18 protein-coding genes are annotated in these 14,340 nt (G+C 47.1%); 7 read left to right on the top strand and 11 right to left on the bottom strand.

Annotation, left to right across the window (positions count from 1 at the left end; translation table 11 throughout):
* The first annotated feature begins 8 nt into the window (after nt 1-8).
* The 3 genes from U0358_RS05520 (at nt 9) to rcsF (ending at nt 2,878) form a co-directional block, all read left to right on the top strand.
* Nucleotides 9-1,658 (top strand): electron transfer flavoprotein-ubiquinone oxidoreductase, encoded by a 1,650-nt coding sequence (locus U0358_RS05520; RefSeq protein ID WP_322407326.1) that lies wholly within the window; start codon nt 9-11, stop codon nt 1,656-1,658.
* A gap of 324 nt (nt 1,659-1,982) precedes the next feature.
* Nucleotides 1,983-2,399, top strand: a complete 417-nt coding sequence (locus tag U0358_RS05515) for an H-NS family histone-like protein (protein ID WP_322407325.1) — start codon at nt 1,983-1,985, stop codon at nt 2,397-2,399.
* Between the two features lie 182 nt (nt 2,400-2,581).
* Nucleotides 2,582-2,878 (top strand): Rcs stress response system protein RcsF, encoded by a 297-nt coding sequence (rcsF, locus tag U0358_RS05510; protein WP_317496642.1) that lies wholly within the window; start codon nt 2,582-2,584, stop codon nt 2,876-2,878.
* Here rcsF and U0358_RS05505 read toward each other — a convergent pair.
* The gene (locus U0358_RS05505; protein WP_317496641.1) at nt 2,875-3,516 is read right to left on the bottom strand and encodes a hypothetical protein; all 642 of its coding nucleotides are present in this window, start codon (nt 3,514-3,516) and stop codon (nt 2,875-2,877) included. The genes rcsF and U0358_RS05505 overlap by 4 nt on opposite strands.
* A 211-nt stretch (nt 3,517-3,727) precedes the next feature.
* Here U0358_RS05505 and tsaA point away from each other — a divergent pair, with 211 nt between their 5' ends.
* A complete protein-coding gene (gene tsaA / locus U0358_RS05500) occupies nt 3,728-4,435 on the top strand; it encodes a tRNA (N6-threonylcarbamoyladenosine(37)-N6)-methyltransferase TrmO (RefSeq protein WP_317496640.1) in 708 nt (235 codons plus the stop codon).
* A gap of 78 nt (nt 4,436-4,513) precedes the next feature.
* Nucleotides 4,514-6,217 (top strand): proline--tRNA ligase, encoded by a 1,704-nt coding sequence (locus U0358_RS05495; RefSeq protein WP_317496639.1) that lies wholly within the window; start codon nt 4,514-4,516, stop codon nt 6,215-6,217.
* Nucleotides 6,218-6,296: 79 nt separating this feature from the next.
* Here the strand turns inward: U0358_RS05495 and gpt are convergent, their stop codons facing one another.
* Nucleotides 6,297-6,782 (bottom strand): xanthine phosphoribosyltransferase, encoded by a 486-nt coding sequence (gene gpt, locus U0358_RS05490; RefSeq protein WP_317496638.1) that lies wholly within the window; start codon nt 6,780-6,782, stop codon nt 6,297-6,299.
* A gap of 7 nt (nt 6,783-6,789) precedes the next feature.
* Nucleotides 6,790-8,082, bottom strand: a complete 1,293-nt coding sequence (locus U0358_RS05485) for an NCS2 family permease (RefSeq protein ID WP_322407324.1) — start codon at nt 8,080-8,082, stop codon at nt 6,790-6,792.
* A gap of 108 nt (nt 8,083-8,190) precedes the next feature.
* On the opposite strand from U0358_RS05485, the gene U0358_RS05480 reads away from it, so the two are divergent.
* Nucleotides 8,191-8,511, top strand: a complete 321-nt coding sequence (locus U0358_RS05480) for a 2Fe-2S iron-sulfur cluster-binding protein (RefSeq protein WP_317496636.1) — start codon at nt 8,191-8,193, stop codon at nt 8,509-8,511.
* A gap of 12 nt (nt 8,512-8,523) precedes the next feature.
* Here the strand turns inward: U0358_RS05480 and U0358_RS05475 are convergent, their stop codons facing one another.
* From U0358_RS05475 to prmB, 5 genes are read right to left on the bottom strand one after another with little or no spacing between them, the layout of a single operon-like run.
* A complete protein-coding gene (locus U0358_RS05475) occupies nt 8,524-9,666 on the bottom strand; it encodes an ATP-NAD kinase family protein (RefSeq protein WP_317496635.1) in 1,143 nt (380 codons plus the stop codon).
* A 2-nt stretch (nt 9,667-9,668) separates the two neighbouring features.
* A complete protein-coding gene (locus U0358_RS05470) occupies nt 9,669-9,797 on the bottom strand; it encodes an entericidin A/B family lipoprotein (RefSeq protein ID WP_110012565.1) in 129 nt (42 codons plus the stop codon).
* A gap of 20 nt (nt 9,798-9,817) precedes the next feature.
* A complete protein-coding gene (locus U0358_RS05465; protein WP_322407323.1) occupies nt 9,818-10,357 on the bottom strand; it encodes an elongation factor P hydroxylase in 540 nt (179 codons plus the stop codon).
* 6 nt (nt 10,358-10,363) lie between these two features.
* A complete protein-coding gene (gene aroC / locus U0358_RS05460) occupies nt 10,364-11,452 on the bottom strand; it encodes a chorismate synthase (RefSeq protein WP_322407322.1) in 1,089 nt (362 codons plus the stop codon).
* Nucleotides 11,452-12,381, bottom strand: a complete 930-nt coding sequence (prmB, locus tag U0358_RS05455; protein ID WP_322407321.1) for a 50S ribosomal protein L3 N(5)-glutamine methyltransferase — start codon at nt 12,379-12,381, stop codon at nt 11,452-11,454. The genes aroC and prmB overlap by 1 nt, the downstream gene beginning before the upstream one ends.
* 86 nt (nt 12,382-12,467) lie before the next feature.
* On the opposite strand from prmB, the gene smrB reads away from it, so the two are divergent.
* Entirely contained in the window at nt 12,468-13,031 is a 564-nt protein-coding gene (smrB, locus tag U0358_RS05450) for an endonuclease SmrB (RefSeq protein ID WP_317496631.1), read from the top strand.
* A gap of 3 nt (nt 13,032-13,034) precedes the next feature.
* On the opposite strand, the gene sixA is transcribed toward smrB, so the two are convergent.
* Genes sixA through U0358_RS05435 form a run of 3 tightly spaced genes read right to left on the bottom strand, consistent with a single transcriptional unit; the run spans nt 13,035 to nt 14,315 of the window.
* Complete coding sequence (gene sixA / locus U0358_RS05445) at nt 13,035-13,517, bottom strand: phosphohistidine phosphatase SixA (protein ID WP_114981509.1); 483 nt, start codon at nt 13,515-13,517, stop codon at nt 13,035-13,037.
* The gene (locus tag U0358_RS05440) at nt 13,514-13,891 is read right to left on the bottom strand and encodes an RnfH family protein (protein WP_322407320.1); all 378 of its coding nucleotides are present in this window, start codon (nt 13,889-13,891) and stop codon (nt 13,514-13,516) included. The genes sixA and U0358_RS05440 overlap by 4 nt, the downstream gene beginning before the upstream one ends.
* Complete coding sequence (locus U0358_RS05435; RefSeq protein ID WP_153849005.1) at nt 13,869-14,315, bottom strand: type II toxin-antitoxin system RatA family toxin; 447 nt, start codon at nt 14,313-14,315, stop codon at nt 13,869-13,871. Before U0358_RS05435 ends, U0358_RS05440 begins: the two co-directional genes overlap by 23 nt.
* Nucleotides 14,316-14,340: the final 25 nt, after the last annotated feature.

Genomic DNA, 14,340 nt, shown 5'->3' with positions numbered 1-14,340 from the left:
AGGTTAACGTGGAACGCGAAAGCATGGAATTTGACGTCGTTATAGTCGGTGCGGGCCCCTCGGGGCTGGCAACCGCTTGTCGACTCGGACAACTCGCACAGGAAAATGAGCAAGAGCTCATGATATGCGTGGTTGAAAAAGGTGCTGATATCGGCGCTCATATCTTATCCGGCGCGGTGTTTGAACCACGAGCCCTGAACGAGCTTTTCCCTGACTGGAAAGATCGCGGCGCTCCGCTCAATACCGAAGTTACCGGCGATGATGTTTTATTGCTAAAAGACGAAAATAACCACAGTCGCCTGCCGGACTTTAGTGTCCCTAAAACCTTCCATAATAAAGGCAACTACATTGCCAGTATGGGTAACCTGTGTCGCTGGATGGCAGAACAAGCCGAACAACTGGGTATTGAAATATTCCCGGGATTTGCGGCCTCTGAAATTCTGTATAACGATGATGGCAGTGTTGCCGGCATTCAAACCGGAGACATGGGCGTTGCTAAAGACGGCAGCGAAAAAGACGGCTATATGCCGGGCATGGAACTGCGTGCTAAATACACCTTATTCGCAGAAGGTTGTCGCGGTCATTTAGGCAAAGAGCTGATTAGCAAGTTTGAACTGGACAAAGACAGCACCCCGCAACATTACGGTTTAGGCTTTAAAGAAATTTGGGATGTGCCAGAAGACATGCACGAGCCCGGCAAAGTGGTTCATACCGCCGGCTGGCCACTAACCGACAGTGACGCCACTGGCGGGGGTTATCTTTATCATGCCGAAGACGGACAAGTGTACTTAGGCCTTATTGTTGATCTTAACTACGCTAACCCTTACCTGAATCCATTTCAGGAGTTTCAGCGGTTCAAAACTCACCCGGCTATTAAGCAAGTTATAGAAAATGGTAAGCGAGTGTCCTACGGCGCGCGTGCTATTGCGAAAGGTGGCTATTATTCGTTACCGAAAATGACCTTTCCCGGAGGTTTGCTGGTTGGCTGTAACGCAGGCACCTTAAACTTTGCCAAAATTAAAGGAAACCATACCGCAATGAAGTCGGGGATGGTGGCTGCTGAATGTGTATTTGAACAGCTAAAAAATGGTAAAGCCAACGACGACATTACCCGCTACAAAGAGGCGTTTGAAAAGTCCTGGGTATTTGATGAATTGTATCGCTCACGCAATTTCGGTGGTGCTGTACATAAGTTAGGCACAATACTTGGTGGCGCTTACAATATGGTCGATCAAAATTGGTTTGGCGGTAAATTACCCTTTAAATTTAAAGAGTGGACGCCAGATTATAAAGCGACAGGTAAAGCCGAAAACTATACGGAAATCGACTATCCAAAAGCAGATAATAAACTGACATTTGACCGTCTGTCATCGGTATTTTTGTCGAATACTAATCACGCAGAAGATCAACCCTGCCATTTAAAGCTTAGTGACGCTAATATTCCATTAGAGGTCAATTTGCCGAAATATGCGGAGCCTGCACAACGCTATTGCCCTGCTGGGGTTTATGAAGTTGTTGAAGAGGACGGTAAACAAGTTTTTCAAATTAACGCGCAAAACTGCGTACATTGTAAAACTTGCGATATTAAAGATCCTAGCCAAAATATCACCTGGGTTGTACCTGAAGGTGGCGGCGGACCTACCTACCCTAATATGTAAATAAACACTTCGTAAAATGAATAACAAAAAACACCAAAGCATGATAAATGTTTTGGTGTTTTTTCGTTTTTGGAACTGAAAATTATAATTTTTCGACTTATTTAAGTGATAGATTTACTTGCAAATGAAGCACACAAAGGAAGCGAGAGCAGTATTGATAGTAATTATAAATAATTGTTAATAAATAACACTAGACTGTGGCTTTAATCCATTCCCTCTATTTCTATGTACTTATTCAATAAAAAGAAGTTTCAACTTAAACTGTAATAACAGCTACAATGAAGAGAAACCAATATTTAAGCAATCAAATAAGGTAAGCAAAAAATGAGTGAAGTCATTAACATTCTTCGTCACGAACGCCGTTTAAAAGCCGCATTAAAAGAACTGGACTTAAACGAGCTGGAAAGTATTAAAGCTAAATTTGATTCTGTTATTTCTCAGCGTCGTGAAGAAGAGGCTGAAAAGCAACGCAAGAGCGAAGCAAAGCAGAAAAAGATTAATGAATTTAAAAATGCCATGGCTGATGCCGGTATTGAGCTATCCGATATATTAGAGCAAGAGCTGGGTGGCGAACCTATTGTTAAAACTACTCGTAAAAAACGAGCACCTAAGCCTCCTAAATACGAATACACTGACGAAAATGGCGAGAAACAAACCTGGACCGGCCAGGGACGCATGCCAAAAGCCATAAAAACGGCCGTTGATAGTGGCACGCCCTTAGAAAGGTTTTTAATTAAATAGCATAAATACGGCGTAATCGATACGAATAGGGAGTATTGATTACGCTTTTTGTTGAACAATAGGCTCAGCTTGATTAGGCTATAGAAAATTCAAACTGGCAAGGATCGACATTGCGCTATCGTTTCATAGCATTCGTATTAACGCCATTATTCGGCCTTTCTGCCTGTAGCATCTTACCTCAGATGTCAGGAGGGTCTCATCGGATCGATTCAGGTGACATTGAAATTTACCGTGACGACGATAAGCCATCGCGCGCATACGAATTAATCAGTATTGTAAATGGTGAAAGCTGCCAGCGACAATTTAAAGGCGCAGAAGCCTCAGCTAACGATGCAGTTAAAACCCTGCGGGAAGACGCTGCGCGGTTTAAAGCTCATGCGGTTATCAGCACTCAGTGCTTTTCTTTTAAGCCCGAAGCCGACTCCATCTGTTACAGTGAAGTCAGCTGCGTAGGTCGTGCTGTTCAGTGGCGTGATTAATGACCTTGTTTCAAGGTCACGTCGCCAACGCCAACTTCCACCTGAACTCTGACAGAGCCATTACCCTGATAACGCGACTCAGATGTCACTATCATTCTGTCTTCCTGAGTATTACCGAAGTTCTTTAAACTAGTATCGCCGACTCCTACTGAAGCTTCTACCTGCTTGTAGTTTCCCTTCGCCAGATTCAAAGATACATCACCAACACCTAAATCAACTTTTAAATCGTTGAATGGTACGTCACCTTCAATCTGCCCAACACCGAGGTCTATCTCCAGCAACCGGCTACGCGGTACCGATACTATCCAGTGTTGTGACATGTCGTCATCCGGCGTAGCAGAAATCTCCAGACGATTCCCGTCTCGCTCACCTTTTATAATCACTTTGTCGAGCTCACCACCACCGACAAACCAGCCGTCGTCATCCGACTCTACAAGAAGCTCAATTCCAACCGTATCACCGTCGGTTACATTTAGCTCAACCGTTCCCACTGTTGCGTCTAAATGAATTTCGGTGTCGTCGCTAACGATGTAACTGCTACTTAACGTACGTTCACTTTCAGCAGAAAACGCAGCTGTACTTACCGTAACCAAACCAATAAAGCCTAAAGTTAAAGGCCAAATTTTGTGTTTCATCATTTTTCTTTTCCTATTGTTATTAAAGGTATTCATGCTAACCCCTAAAGCACTAAAAGTTGCTTATTACTAGCTTTTGCAACGCCTGTGCCAAAAATAAAAACTATTTAAAATCATGCGGTTAAGATATCTTTAATTTTAGTGGTTAGTGAATTTGCAAACTATGTGGTGAAATTGGCTACCACAGTTTTGGATATTCACTAGCGGAGGCAGAATGAAAAGCCAGCAGCAATTAACACCCATCGCTATCATTCGTACGCCTTTTCCCGAAAAGTTTAGTGTTCCCCGGCAACCTGGTTTGGCCCCCTCTGCATTGGCTCAGATTGAGTTAGTTGGAAATTACCAACATGCACAAGCCATAGCGGGAATAGAGCAGTTCTCTCATCTTTGGTTAACCTTCGAGTTTCATCAGCACAGTTCGTGGCAAGAGCGCGTTCGCCCGCCCCGGCTTGGCGGTAATGAACAGCTGGGCGTCTTTGCCACCCGCTCGCCCTTTCGGCCGAATCAATTAGGCTTATCTGTGGTTGAGTTAGTTGCAGTAGAAACCGAACCTAAGGTGGTGTTGACGGTACGCGGAGCTGACTTAGTGGATAACACCCCTATTGTTGATATAAAACCTTACATTCCCTATGTAGACGCCATTAGTGACGCTCAAGCAGGGTTTGCTCAGCAAAAACCGGAAGAAAGCTTAAAGGTGAAATTTTTGGAGGCTGCGGAATCGACTCTTACCAGAGAGTCAGAGCGCACTCCTGAGCTTAAAGCGCTGATTACTGAGGTACTAAGACAGGACCCCAGACCCGCTTACCATAAGTCACAGGAAAATCAGAGAAATTACGGCACAGCGCTTTTGAATTACAATATTCGCTGGTATGTACAACAAAACACCGTTTTTGTTGAAGAAATCTCATTAAAACAGCTGTAAAAGGCTTTTGGGCTGAGTCAGACACTGCTAAACTTCGCTCTAATTTCTGACCACTATAACTTGCAGAGACGCCGGACTATGCGCAGCAGCAAATATTTATTATCAACGCTTAAAGAGACACCTTCTGATGCTGAGATCGTGAGTCATCAGCTGATGTTGCGGGCAGGTATGATCCGTAAAGTCGCCGCCGGGTTGTATACCTGGACGCCAACCGGTTTGCGTGTAATGCGCAAAGTTGAAAACGTTGTGCGTGAAGAAATGGAAGCCGTTAACGCGTTGGAAATTTTAATGCCAATGGTGCAACCCGCCGATCTTTGGCAGGAATCAGGACGCTGGGATGACTACGGCCCGGAGTTACTGCGTATAAAAGATCGTAACCAGCGTGACTTTTTACTGGGGCCAACCCACGAAGAAATTATCAGTCAACTTGTACGTAAGGAAGTGAGCAGCTACAAGCAACTGCCGTTAACCTTATTCCAAATACAGACTAAATTTCGTGACGAAATCCGCCCTCGGTTTGGCGTGATGCGTGCGCGCGAATTTCTGATGAAAGACGCCTACTCTTTCCATTTGACCGACGAATCTCTGCAGAAAACGTACGACGATATGTATCAGGCCTACTGCCGTATTTTCGAGCGTCTTGGTTTAGATTATCGTCCGGTCATAGCCGACACAGGCTCAATTGGCGGAAGTCACTCGCATGAGTTTCATGTGCTGGCAAGCTCGGGCGAGGACGCCATCGCGTTTTCTGACTCTTCAGATTACGCGGCAAACGTGGAAATGGCAGAAGCGCTGGCTCCTGCCGGTAAGCGCCCTGCTCCGAATCAAAAAGTAGAAAAGCATGAAGTACAAAGCGACGAGCTTGCTGCTGTTCTGCAGCCTTTGTCGGTAGAAAGTCAGCAGGCAACCAAGTCTTTTATTGTTAAAGCAGCGGACGACATTGATTCTGAATACGTTCAACTCGTTCTTCGCGCTGACCATGAACTGAACACAGTAAAAGCCGAGAAACTGGCTCAAGTCGCGGCTCCGCTGGAAATACTGACTGAAACAGAGAAAGCCACCGGCGCAGAAGCCCCTTACATTGGTGTTGTAAACGCGAAATTACCTCTGTTAGTTGACAGCAGTGCAGCGCACCTTGCCGATTTTGCCTGTGGTGCCAATGAAAATGGTCAGTGGCTAACCGGTGTTAACTGGAACCGTGACACGGGTGATTTCAGCGTTGTCGATATTCGCAACGTCGTTGCCGGTGACCCGAGTCCTTGTGGTCAGGGCAAAGTCAAAATTGCTCGCGGTATTGAAGTTGGTCATATTTTCCAGCTCGGAAAAAAATACAGCGACGCTATGAAAGTTGGAGTGTTGTCTGAAAGCGGTAAGCACGAAACCTTAACCATGGGCTGTTATGGTATAGGTGTTTCGCGCATAGTCGCTGCCGCCATAGAGCAGAATAACGATGAGCGCGGTATTTGCTGGCCTGAAGCTTTAGCGCCTTTCCAGGTTGTTATTGTGCCAATGAATATGCACAAATCGGCACGAGTACAGGAAGCCGCTGAGAAGCTTTATACTGACTTGAAGGCTAAGGGTATTGATGTTCTGTTTGATGACCGTAAGGAACGCCCTGGGGTCATGTTTACCGACATGGAGCTCATAGGTATTCCTCATCAAGTCGTGGTTGGTGAGCGTAACCTTGATGAAAACCAGGTTGAGTACCAAAGCCGTAAAGGCGGAGAGAAGCAGAAAATCAATTTAGATGACTGCATTAGCTTCATACAGCAGCAACTCTAGCTTATGCTTTTAATAAAAATGGCCTGATAGTTTTCGCTATCAGGCCATTTTTTTGACTTAACTTTTTTAACAAGAGAGTCTAAGACTCCTGGCCCGCCAAAGGTTCAATGTAATGTAAGTGCATATCCCACGGAAAGTGGATCCAGGTGTCCTGGGCTAAGTCGGCAACGAAATCGTCGACCATTTCCATACCACTGGGTTTTGCGTACACCGTTACAAACTTAGCTTTCGGTAAGCGTTCCCGCAGGAATTTCAGCGTATTGCCGGTATCCACTAAGTCATCAACGACCAGAAAACCTTCGCCGTCTTCCGTTGCCGTTACGTCTTTCATTACCTGTAAATCGTCACGCTGTTCTGTGTGGTCATATGAGCTAACAGCAACACAGTCAACAACTCGAAGATTAAGCTCGCGCGACACAATTGCCGCCGGAACTAAGCCGCCCCGGCTAACCGCAATAATACCTTTATATTGCTCCGCTGGTAATTGGCGACGTGCTAGTTCGCGCGTTGCGCGGTGCAACTCTTCCCATGATACAAAAAACTCGCGGTTTGAATGCCATCCCATAATTTCGTTACCCTAACCAAATAAATTTAGCGACAAAAAGTGCGCCCAAGAAAACGACGCTTGGTGTTAAATCCTGATAGCGTCCGCCCAGTAATTTCACCACAACGTAACTAATAAACCCTAATGCAATGCCGTCAGCTATCGAAAATGTCAGTGGCGTCATTAGTAAAACCACTGTTACCGGCGCGGCTTCGGTAATGTCGTCCCATTCGACATCTTTTAGCGTAAACAGCATTAACACCGCAACATAAATGATTGCACCTGCGGTTGCGTAGGCAGGGATCATACCAGCCAGCGGCGCAAAGAACATGGCCAATAAAAACAAAATGCCGACCACCACCGCGGCAAGCCCCGTTTTACCACCCGATGCCACTCCTGCAGCTGACTCGATATAACTGGTGGTGGTTGAAGTACCCAGCATGGACCCGGCAACGGTAGCCGTACTGTCTGCCATTAATGCTCTATTCAAACGTGGCATTTCACCATTGGATTTTGCCAGCCCCGCTTTCTGCGCCACCGCCAGTAAAGTGCCGGACGTATCAAACAGATCGACAAACAAGAAAGCAAAAATAACCGATAACATGCCAATATCAAAAGCTGCCGCTAAATCCATTTGCATAAAGGTTGGCAGCAAACTCGGTGGTGCAGACACAATACCATTGTATTCAACCAACCCCATTGCCCAGGCAATAACGGTTACCAGCAAAATACTGATTAAAGCCGCCCCCTGTATTTGCCGCGCAACTAACCCAATAATGAGAAAGAACCCCGCTGCAGCTAGCAATACGGAGGGCTCAGACAAAGAACCTAAAGTCACCATGGTGTCGGCGTTGGCCACAATAATATTTGCATTTTGCAAGCCAATTAACGCCAGAAAAGCCCCGATACCTGCAGCAATAGCTAAACGTAATGTTGTTGGAATGGACTTTATTATCCATTCACGAACACGCAAAGCCGAAAGCAAGAAAAATAAGCAACCGGAAAAGAACACGGCTCCAAGGGCTGTCTGCCAAGTGTAACCCATGCTAAAAACAACAGTGTAGGTAAAAAAAGCATTGAGCCCCATACCTGGCGCCAGTGCCACCGGATAATTCGCCCACAGCCCCATGACCAGACAGCCAATAGCCGCCGCCAAACAGGTAGCGACAAATACGGCTCCGTAATCCATACCGGTATCACTTAAAATGGACGGATTAACAAAGATAATATAAGCCATAGTCAGAAAGGTTGTGAGCCCTCCAATAACTTCAGACTTAACCGAACTACCACTTGCTTTTATTGAAAACAGCTTTTCCAGCATGAGAAACCTTGAAAGTTTGGCGTTGTGGTTAAAGGACAGGTATTTTATCCTAACTGCTACAGAATTTGTTGCTCACTTTTTATTTTTTAACAGGATACAGAATTTATCATGCCAACCGTTTACTTTGTTGATGCCGATGGTAACCAATTTGAAGCATCTGTCGATGCAGGAACCAACGTTATGGAAGCCGCTGTCGAAAATTTTATTGACGGCATTATTGGCGAATGCGGCGGCGTTATGTCGTGCGCAACCTGCCATTGTTACATACCGCCAGAATGGCAAAACAAAATTCCTGCCCCGTCGGAGCAGGAAGAAGACATGATAGATATGGTTTTAGAGCCGCAGGACAATAGCCGCTTAAGCTGTCAGATAGAAGTCACTGACGAATTAGACGGCTTAGTTGTACACATGCCGAAAACTCAGTTCTAAATAAGCCTGAAATTAATACACGGCTGCCACCGGCATAAGAACTTCGTCGTGGTAGCCGGTAATAACCCGAATGGTACCTGAGAGTTCACGGTCTAGTTCAGAATCGCCCGTATCGACTCGTAGTGGTTTGTTATTCAGAGCCTGCAACTTAGTTTTAGTGGCAACCACCCAAATGTTCTCTTTGCCAATATGCCGAATAACCCGAGGACTTAACTGCTGATTTCCACGACCCAATAAATGTCCCTGCCCGCCAATTAAGGTTATAACCAATTTGACGCTTCCGGTTTCGCGCTGAGCCACAGCTTCGTATAAACGGCTCTCGGTTACGTCACCGGCTAGCAGGTTATTCTGCTGGACTAAGTCAACACCAAGCAAGGTGTTCTCGTGACCCATAGACTGCATAATAGCTTCTACTGTAGAGCCAGACCCCATGACTAAAAGCTCGTCGTCAATGCGCTCAGTTACTTCAGCAGCAATATCATCCAGTACCATCTCGTCGCTTTCTTTACCGCCCATTTTTACCGCCTGAACGTATTCAAGTTCGGCTGGTACCGACATTTCACCGAAACGGCGGGCCTTTACTGTGCCTTTTCTGAAAGCATCTTCATCAATATCCATTACATCGGCGTTATGAATACTGGATAACTCGCCTTGCAGGATCTTCTCAATAACCCGCCCGGCGCCGGTTGGACTGATAGCGTACACACCCGAATGAATTTTAACGCCAGCCGGTATACCCAGAACTAACTGTTGTTCGGGAACCACCTGATAGATATCGCGCGCAGTACCGTCTCCGCCGGCGAATAAAAGAATATCGACGTCATGAGTCACTATTTCAGACACCGCTTTTTTTGTATCTTCTGGTGAGGATGGCGTTTCAGAAGCTTTGTAGACCGAATCAAATGAAAAACCCAGCGCTTTGAGGCTATCAGCGCCCATTTCATTATCGGCAGTAACAAAATGAAGTTGCTGTTTGTATGGCTGCAGTAACTTTAATGCGGTCTCAGCTCTTTTAGCAGCCTTTTTCTCAGCCCCGGCCGCCAATGCTTTTTCCCGAATATCGGCGCCATCGCTTCCTTTCAAAGCTAAGGCGCCACCAATACCCGCGTACGGATTAATAATAAAACCAACGGTTAATCTACTACTTGTTTCCATTACTACTCGTCATCAGCCTCATCTTCAATCGCTTCACCGGCATTTTGCAAGTCGCGGCCAGCGCCTTCTATTGTTTCACAAGCGCTTAACCCCAGTATTGCAACGGTGACTAACAATGCTCTTAAAAACATAGATAACTCCTTATCAAGGACTAAAAATTGACGGATTGACCGTTTGGCCAGCTACAATTAAAGTCGTGACAGAGCGCTTTTGCAAACTGTGCCGCGCGTGGCGGTATGGTATTTTCTTCCAGTAAACGACTTAACTGCGCAGCCACTTTTTCTGTAAACGCCTGCCTGTCTACCTCAACGCCATTTAAATGATCCACACTTACCTGAAATGGAAAGCCGCAACACAAAGAAAACAGCCATTCCAGCGCCTGTGGTTTTTGCTCAACCTGTTCAAAAGACTTTTGCTGAGCTTCGTTGCGCCCATCCGGCTCGTACCAGTAGCCATAATCAAACTGCTTTCGGCGCGCTTCACCGGCTATACACCAATGCGCGGTCTCGTGCAGCGCTGACGCAAAAAAGCCATGAGCAAACACCACTTTATGCGGTTCACCCTCTTCCGATGCCGGCTGATAATACGGTTCATCGTCACCGGCAACCAGTATTGTGTTGTAATCTTCACTGAAACAGCGCTTAAAAATATCAATTAAGCGCTCATAATGGTGTTCTGACGTATCACTCATATTCGCTTAGCGACTAATATCCGGTGTTTCAGTTTGCGCTGTTAAATTATGCGCACGCTGGCGTAACCAGTGGTCGGCTAACACCAGGCTGGTCATAGCTTCAACAATAGGTACCGCACGTATACCAACACAAGGATCATGACGACCTTTCGTTACTATGGCCTGTTCGTTACCCCAGCGGTCAATTGTGCGCCCGTTAATAGCAATACTTGAGGTTGGTTTCAGTGCGATATCTGCGAAAATCGGCTGGCCACTGCTAATACCGCCTAAGACTCCGCCGGCATGGTTTGATAAGAAACCGCCAGGCGTCATTTCATCACGGTGTTGGCTGCCTCGCTGGCTCACCACCTCGAAACCGTCGCCAACACTCACCGCTTTTACCGCATTAATACTCATCAGTGCTTTGGCTAAATCTGCATCCAGCCTGTCAAAAACCGGTTCACCCCACCCTGGTGGCACACCGGTAGCCTGCACCCGAATTTTAGCGCCAATTGAATCGCCTTCTTTTTTCAGCTGACGAATAAGCTCCTGCATAGCTTCAACGGCATTGGCATCGCCGCAGAACAATTCATTTTCGCGAACCTGCTGCCAGTCAATGTTACTAGCCACAACATCGCCCATTTGCGTTAATGCAGCTTGCACTTTTATGCCCTGCTGCTGCAGTAATTTATCGGCTATAGCACCAGCGGCTACCCGCATTGCGGTTTCACGCGCTGAAGAGCGCCCACCACCGCGATAATCCCGCACACCATACTTATGTTGGTAGGTGTAATCGGCATGGCCGGGACGGAAGGTATCTTTGATGTCAGAGTAATCCTGACTGCGCTGATCGGTGTTTTCAATCAACAAACCAATGGAAGTCCCGGTTGTCACGCCTTCAAATACCCCAGAGAGGATCTTAACTTGATCGGCCTCACGACGTGCCGTGGTATAGCGATTTTGCCCGGGCTTGCGGCGGTCTAAGGCTTCTTGTAAGTCGGTTTCGGTTAACTCTAAACCTGCAGGACAACCGTCAACAACGGCACCCAGCGAGGGCCCGTGGCTTTCACCAAAGGTGGTCACTTTGAATAACTGCCCAAAACTGTTTCCTGGCATTAGCTGGCCTTACTTTCACGTTGTTTATGTTCAATGAGTTGCTGTTTCGTCAACAGGAATACACCGTCGCCGCCGTTAGCAAATTCAAGCCACATAAACGGCGTTCTTGGATACTTTTCAGCTAAAGCCGGCATTGAATTACCCACCTCACAAACAAACAGGCCGCCATCGTTCAGTAATTCCGACGCCTGCATCAGCATTTTATCTACCAAAATTAAACCATCTTCACCGGCAGCCAGCCCAAGTTCCGGTTCATGGTGATACTCAGCCGGTAGATCAGCCATATCCTCGGCATCAACATACGGAGGGTTCGTAACAATTAAATCGTATTTTTCTGCTTTTACCGCGTCGAATAAGTCCGACTGAATAGGCGTAACCCTATGAGTTAAACCGTGCTGCTCAATATTGAACTCCGCCACTTCCAGCGCTTCCGTGGAAATATCCAGCGCATCGACCTCGGCTTCAGGAAACGCATAGGCGCAGGCTATAGCGATACAACCGCCGCCGGTGCACAAATCCAGAACACGGTGCGGGGCTTCGACTAACCAAGTCTGAAAGCCATTTTCAATAAGCTCGGCTATTGGAGAGCGTGGCACCAGAACCCGTTCGTCGACATAAAATGGTAATCCGGCAAACCAGGCCTGATGAGTCAGATACGCAGCCGGAATGTGCTGCTCAATGCGTTGCTTTAATAACTCGGTAAACTCTTGTTTCTCAGAGTTGAGCATACGGCAATGACCCATAGCGGCTAACTGAGCCGTTGTTAACTGTAACACGAAGCTTAATAAAGCCCGGGCTTCATCAATTGGGTTGTCGGTGCCATGGCCGTAATACACGTCAGACTGGTTCAGCTGAGTAACGCTCCAGCGAGTAATGTCGTCAATGCTTACTAACTCTTGAATGGCTTGTTCCAGATTACGCACTTGCAAAGGCTGTCTCCCGACCACTGAATGTTTTATACTGAATAAACTTAATGCCTTAAAGATACCTTAATTCAGCGCGGTTTTCATCAATCATGGTTGCAAACAAACGTCAGTCATCATCACTTTCGGAAGACGATATCGAGCTTTTTCGTGAAGCCGCAAAAGGTGCTGCCCGTATAAAGCAGGACAAACTGGCACCGGAACCACCCAAAATTGCTGAATTACGTAAACGCAGGCAGTTGTCGCAACACCCCAGCGCCCAGCAAATTGCCGATGCCAGCCGCTCGGCCAGTCATTATTTTTCCGATGATTTTGAAGCCCATTTTGCCGACGGCCCGGTTCGTTTTGCTGCGGAGGGGGAGTCTGGGTATTTGGTTAAACAGTTACGCCGGGGAGACTACACACCCGAGTTACTGCTGGACTTACACGGCATGACATTAGCCACGGCACGCCAGGAGTTAGCGGCGTTATTACTGGCATGTGAGCGCGAACACATAGACTGTTGCTGCATTATGCACGGGCACGGCAGTGGTAAATTAAAGCAGCAATTGCCACACTGGCTGGTGCAGCATCCGCATGTTCGGGCGTTCCATCAGGCGCCGCTGGAATGGGGTGGCGCGGCGTCGCTATTGGTACTGTTAAAAGTTGCGAGCTAGTAATTAGCCCGCACACCGCTCTGCTATTAACAGCTGCTGAAATTTGCCGCGTAAGGTTTCCGGAGAAAAGTCGACAACCGCAATACCCGCTGTCGGAAAAATAGGAGGCTGCACACTGGCATCCAGCTCATGCACTAAATAACTCACTAGCGGCATGTGCGACACCAACACCACACTTTCATAACCGTGCTGCTGAATTTCTGCGGCCAACCAACTGACAACCGAACCGGCATGACCATCGGGCGTAATGTCATCGCAATTTTGCTTCTGTCCGGTTTTCAGGTGCGACAATAAAATAGAAGCCGTTTGCTGAGCCCGTATATATGGGCTGACATAAACACAGTCAACCTTCGGCTGTTTGTCTATCAGCCATTTCGCCGTGGTTATAACTTCGTGTTCACCGTTAGTGGTTAAACGACGCTCGCGATCAGAATAACTGCCCTGTGGGTAGTTTGCTTCACCATGACGCATGATATACAGCTTCATTCTGGCTTAGACTCCTCGGCCTGCGTTCGGCGATTTGTGTCAGGTCGGCCACCGGTAACCCGATTAGCCCGGCCGGACTGTTTGGCTTCTTCCGCACGACGTTTGCGTACGGCTTTTGGATCGGCAATGAGCGGACGATAAATCTCAATACGGTCACCGTCTCGCGGCTGTGCATCTAATTTCACCGTCTTATTCCAGATACCCACTTTTTGCTGTTCAAGATCAATTTCCGGAAACTGCTCGAACACGTCCGACATTCGTATGCACTCTTCTACCGTTGCGCCCTCTTGCGGATGCACCGTTAGCAGCACTTGCTTGTCAGGAGTAGCGTATGCCACTTCAATGGTTAATTTATTGCCCATGCTGGTTTCCATACACCTGCTCCGCCCTTTTCACAAAGGCATCGACCATACGGGAAGTCACTTCTTTAAATATTTTACCAAAGGCCATGCCCAGCAAGCGACTGGAAAACTCAAAGTCCAGCTTAAGCTCAACTTTGCAGGCGTCGTCGGCCAGTGGCGTAAATACCCAGCCACCGGTTAATTTTTTAAATGGCCCGTCTACCAGGTCCATGTCTATACGTTCGGGTTCGTGCAGCGTATTGCGGGTGGTAAAGGTTTTGCTGATACCCGCTTTGCTTATGTCTAACGCAGCCACTTTTTGTTGGCTGGACGACTCCAGCACCCGCGCAGCAGCACATCCGGGCACAAACTCCGGGTAAGCTTCAACGTGGTTAACGAGGTCGAACATTTGTTTGGCGCTGTACGAAACTAAAGCACTTTTCTCGATACTCGGCATTTTTTTACCTACGACTAAAATCAAC

Origin of the sequence: Idiomarina sp. PL1-037, from assembly GCF_034422975.1 — a bacterium.
Taxonomy (GTDB): domain Bacteria; phylum Pseudomonadota; class Gammaproteobacteria; order Enterobacterales; family Alteromonadaceae; genus Idiomarina.
The sequence above is the reverse complement of the archived record's forward strand: the minus strand, read 5'-3'. Positions and strand labels throughout refer to the sequence as shown.

Excerpts from the sequence above, each read along its gene's own strand:
- U0358_RS05515 (WP_322407325.1), top strand. The coding sequence starts at position 1,983 with ATGAGTGAAGTCATTAACATTCTTCGTCACGAACGCCGTTTAAAAGCC.
- rcsF (WP_317496642.1), top strand. The coding sequence starts at position 2,582 with ATGTCAGGAGGGTCTCATCGGATCGATTCAGGTGACATTGAAATTTAC.
- U0358_RS05485 (WP_322407324.1), bottom strand. The coding sequence starts at position 8,082 with ATGCTGGAAAAGCTGTTTTCAATAAAAGCAAGTGGTAGTTCGGTTAAG.
- aroC (WP_322407322.1), bottom strand. The coding sequence starts at position 11,452 with ATGCCAGGAAACAGTTTTGGGCAGTTATTCAAAGTGACCACCTTTGGT.
- U0358_RS05440 (WP_322407320.1), bottom strand. The coding sequence starts at position 13,891 with ATGGAAACCAGCATGGGCAATAAATTAACCATTGAAGTGGCATACGCT.
- U0358_RS05470 (WP_110012565.1), bottom strand. The coding sequence starts at position 9,797 with ATGTTTTTAAGAGCATTGTTAGTCACCGTTGCAATACTGGGGTTAAGC.
- U0358_RS05435 (WP_153849005.1), bottom strand. The coding sequence starts at position 14,315 with ATGCCGAGTATCGAGAAAAGTGCTTTAGTTTCGTACAGCGCCAAACAA.
- U0358_RS05495 (WP_317496639.1), top strand. The coding sequence starts at position 4,514 with ATGCGCAGCAGCAAATATTTATTATCAACGCTTAAAGAGACACCTTCT.
- gpt (WP_317496638.1), bottom strand. The coding sequence starts at position 6,782 with ATGGGATGGCATTCAAACCGCGAGTTTTTTGTATCATGGGAAGAGTTG.
- tsaA (WP_317496640.1), top strand. The coding sequence starts at position 3,728 with ATGAAAAGCCAGCAGCAATTAACACCCATCGCTATCATTCGTACGCCT.
- U0358_RS05505 (WP_317496641.1), bottom strand. The coding sequence starts at position 3,516 with ATGATGAAACACAAAATTTGGCCTTTAACTTTAGGCTTTATTGGTTTG.
- U0358_RS05475 (WP_317496635.1), bottom strand. The coding sequence starts at position 9,666 with ATGGAAACAAGTAGTAGATTAACCGTTGGTTTTATTATTAATCCGTAC.
- smrB (WP_317496631.1), top strand. The coding sequence starts at position 12,468 with ATGGTTGCAAACAAACGTCAGTCATCATCACTTTCGGAAGACGATATC.
- sixA (WP_114981509.1), bottom strand. The coding sequence starts at position 13,517 with ATGAAGCTGTATATCATGCGTCATGGTGAAGCAAACTACCCACAGGGC.
- U0358_RS05480 (WP_317496636.1), top strand. The coding sequence starts at position 8,191 with ATGCCAACCGTTTACTTTGTTGATGCCGATGGTAACCAATTTGAAGCA.
- U0358_RS05465 (WP_322407323.1), bottom strand. The coding sequence starts at position 10,357 with ATGAGTGATACGTCAGAACACCATTATGAGCGCTTAATTGATATTTTT.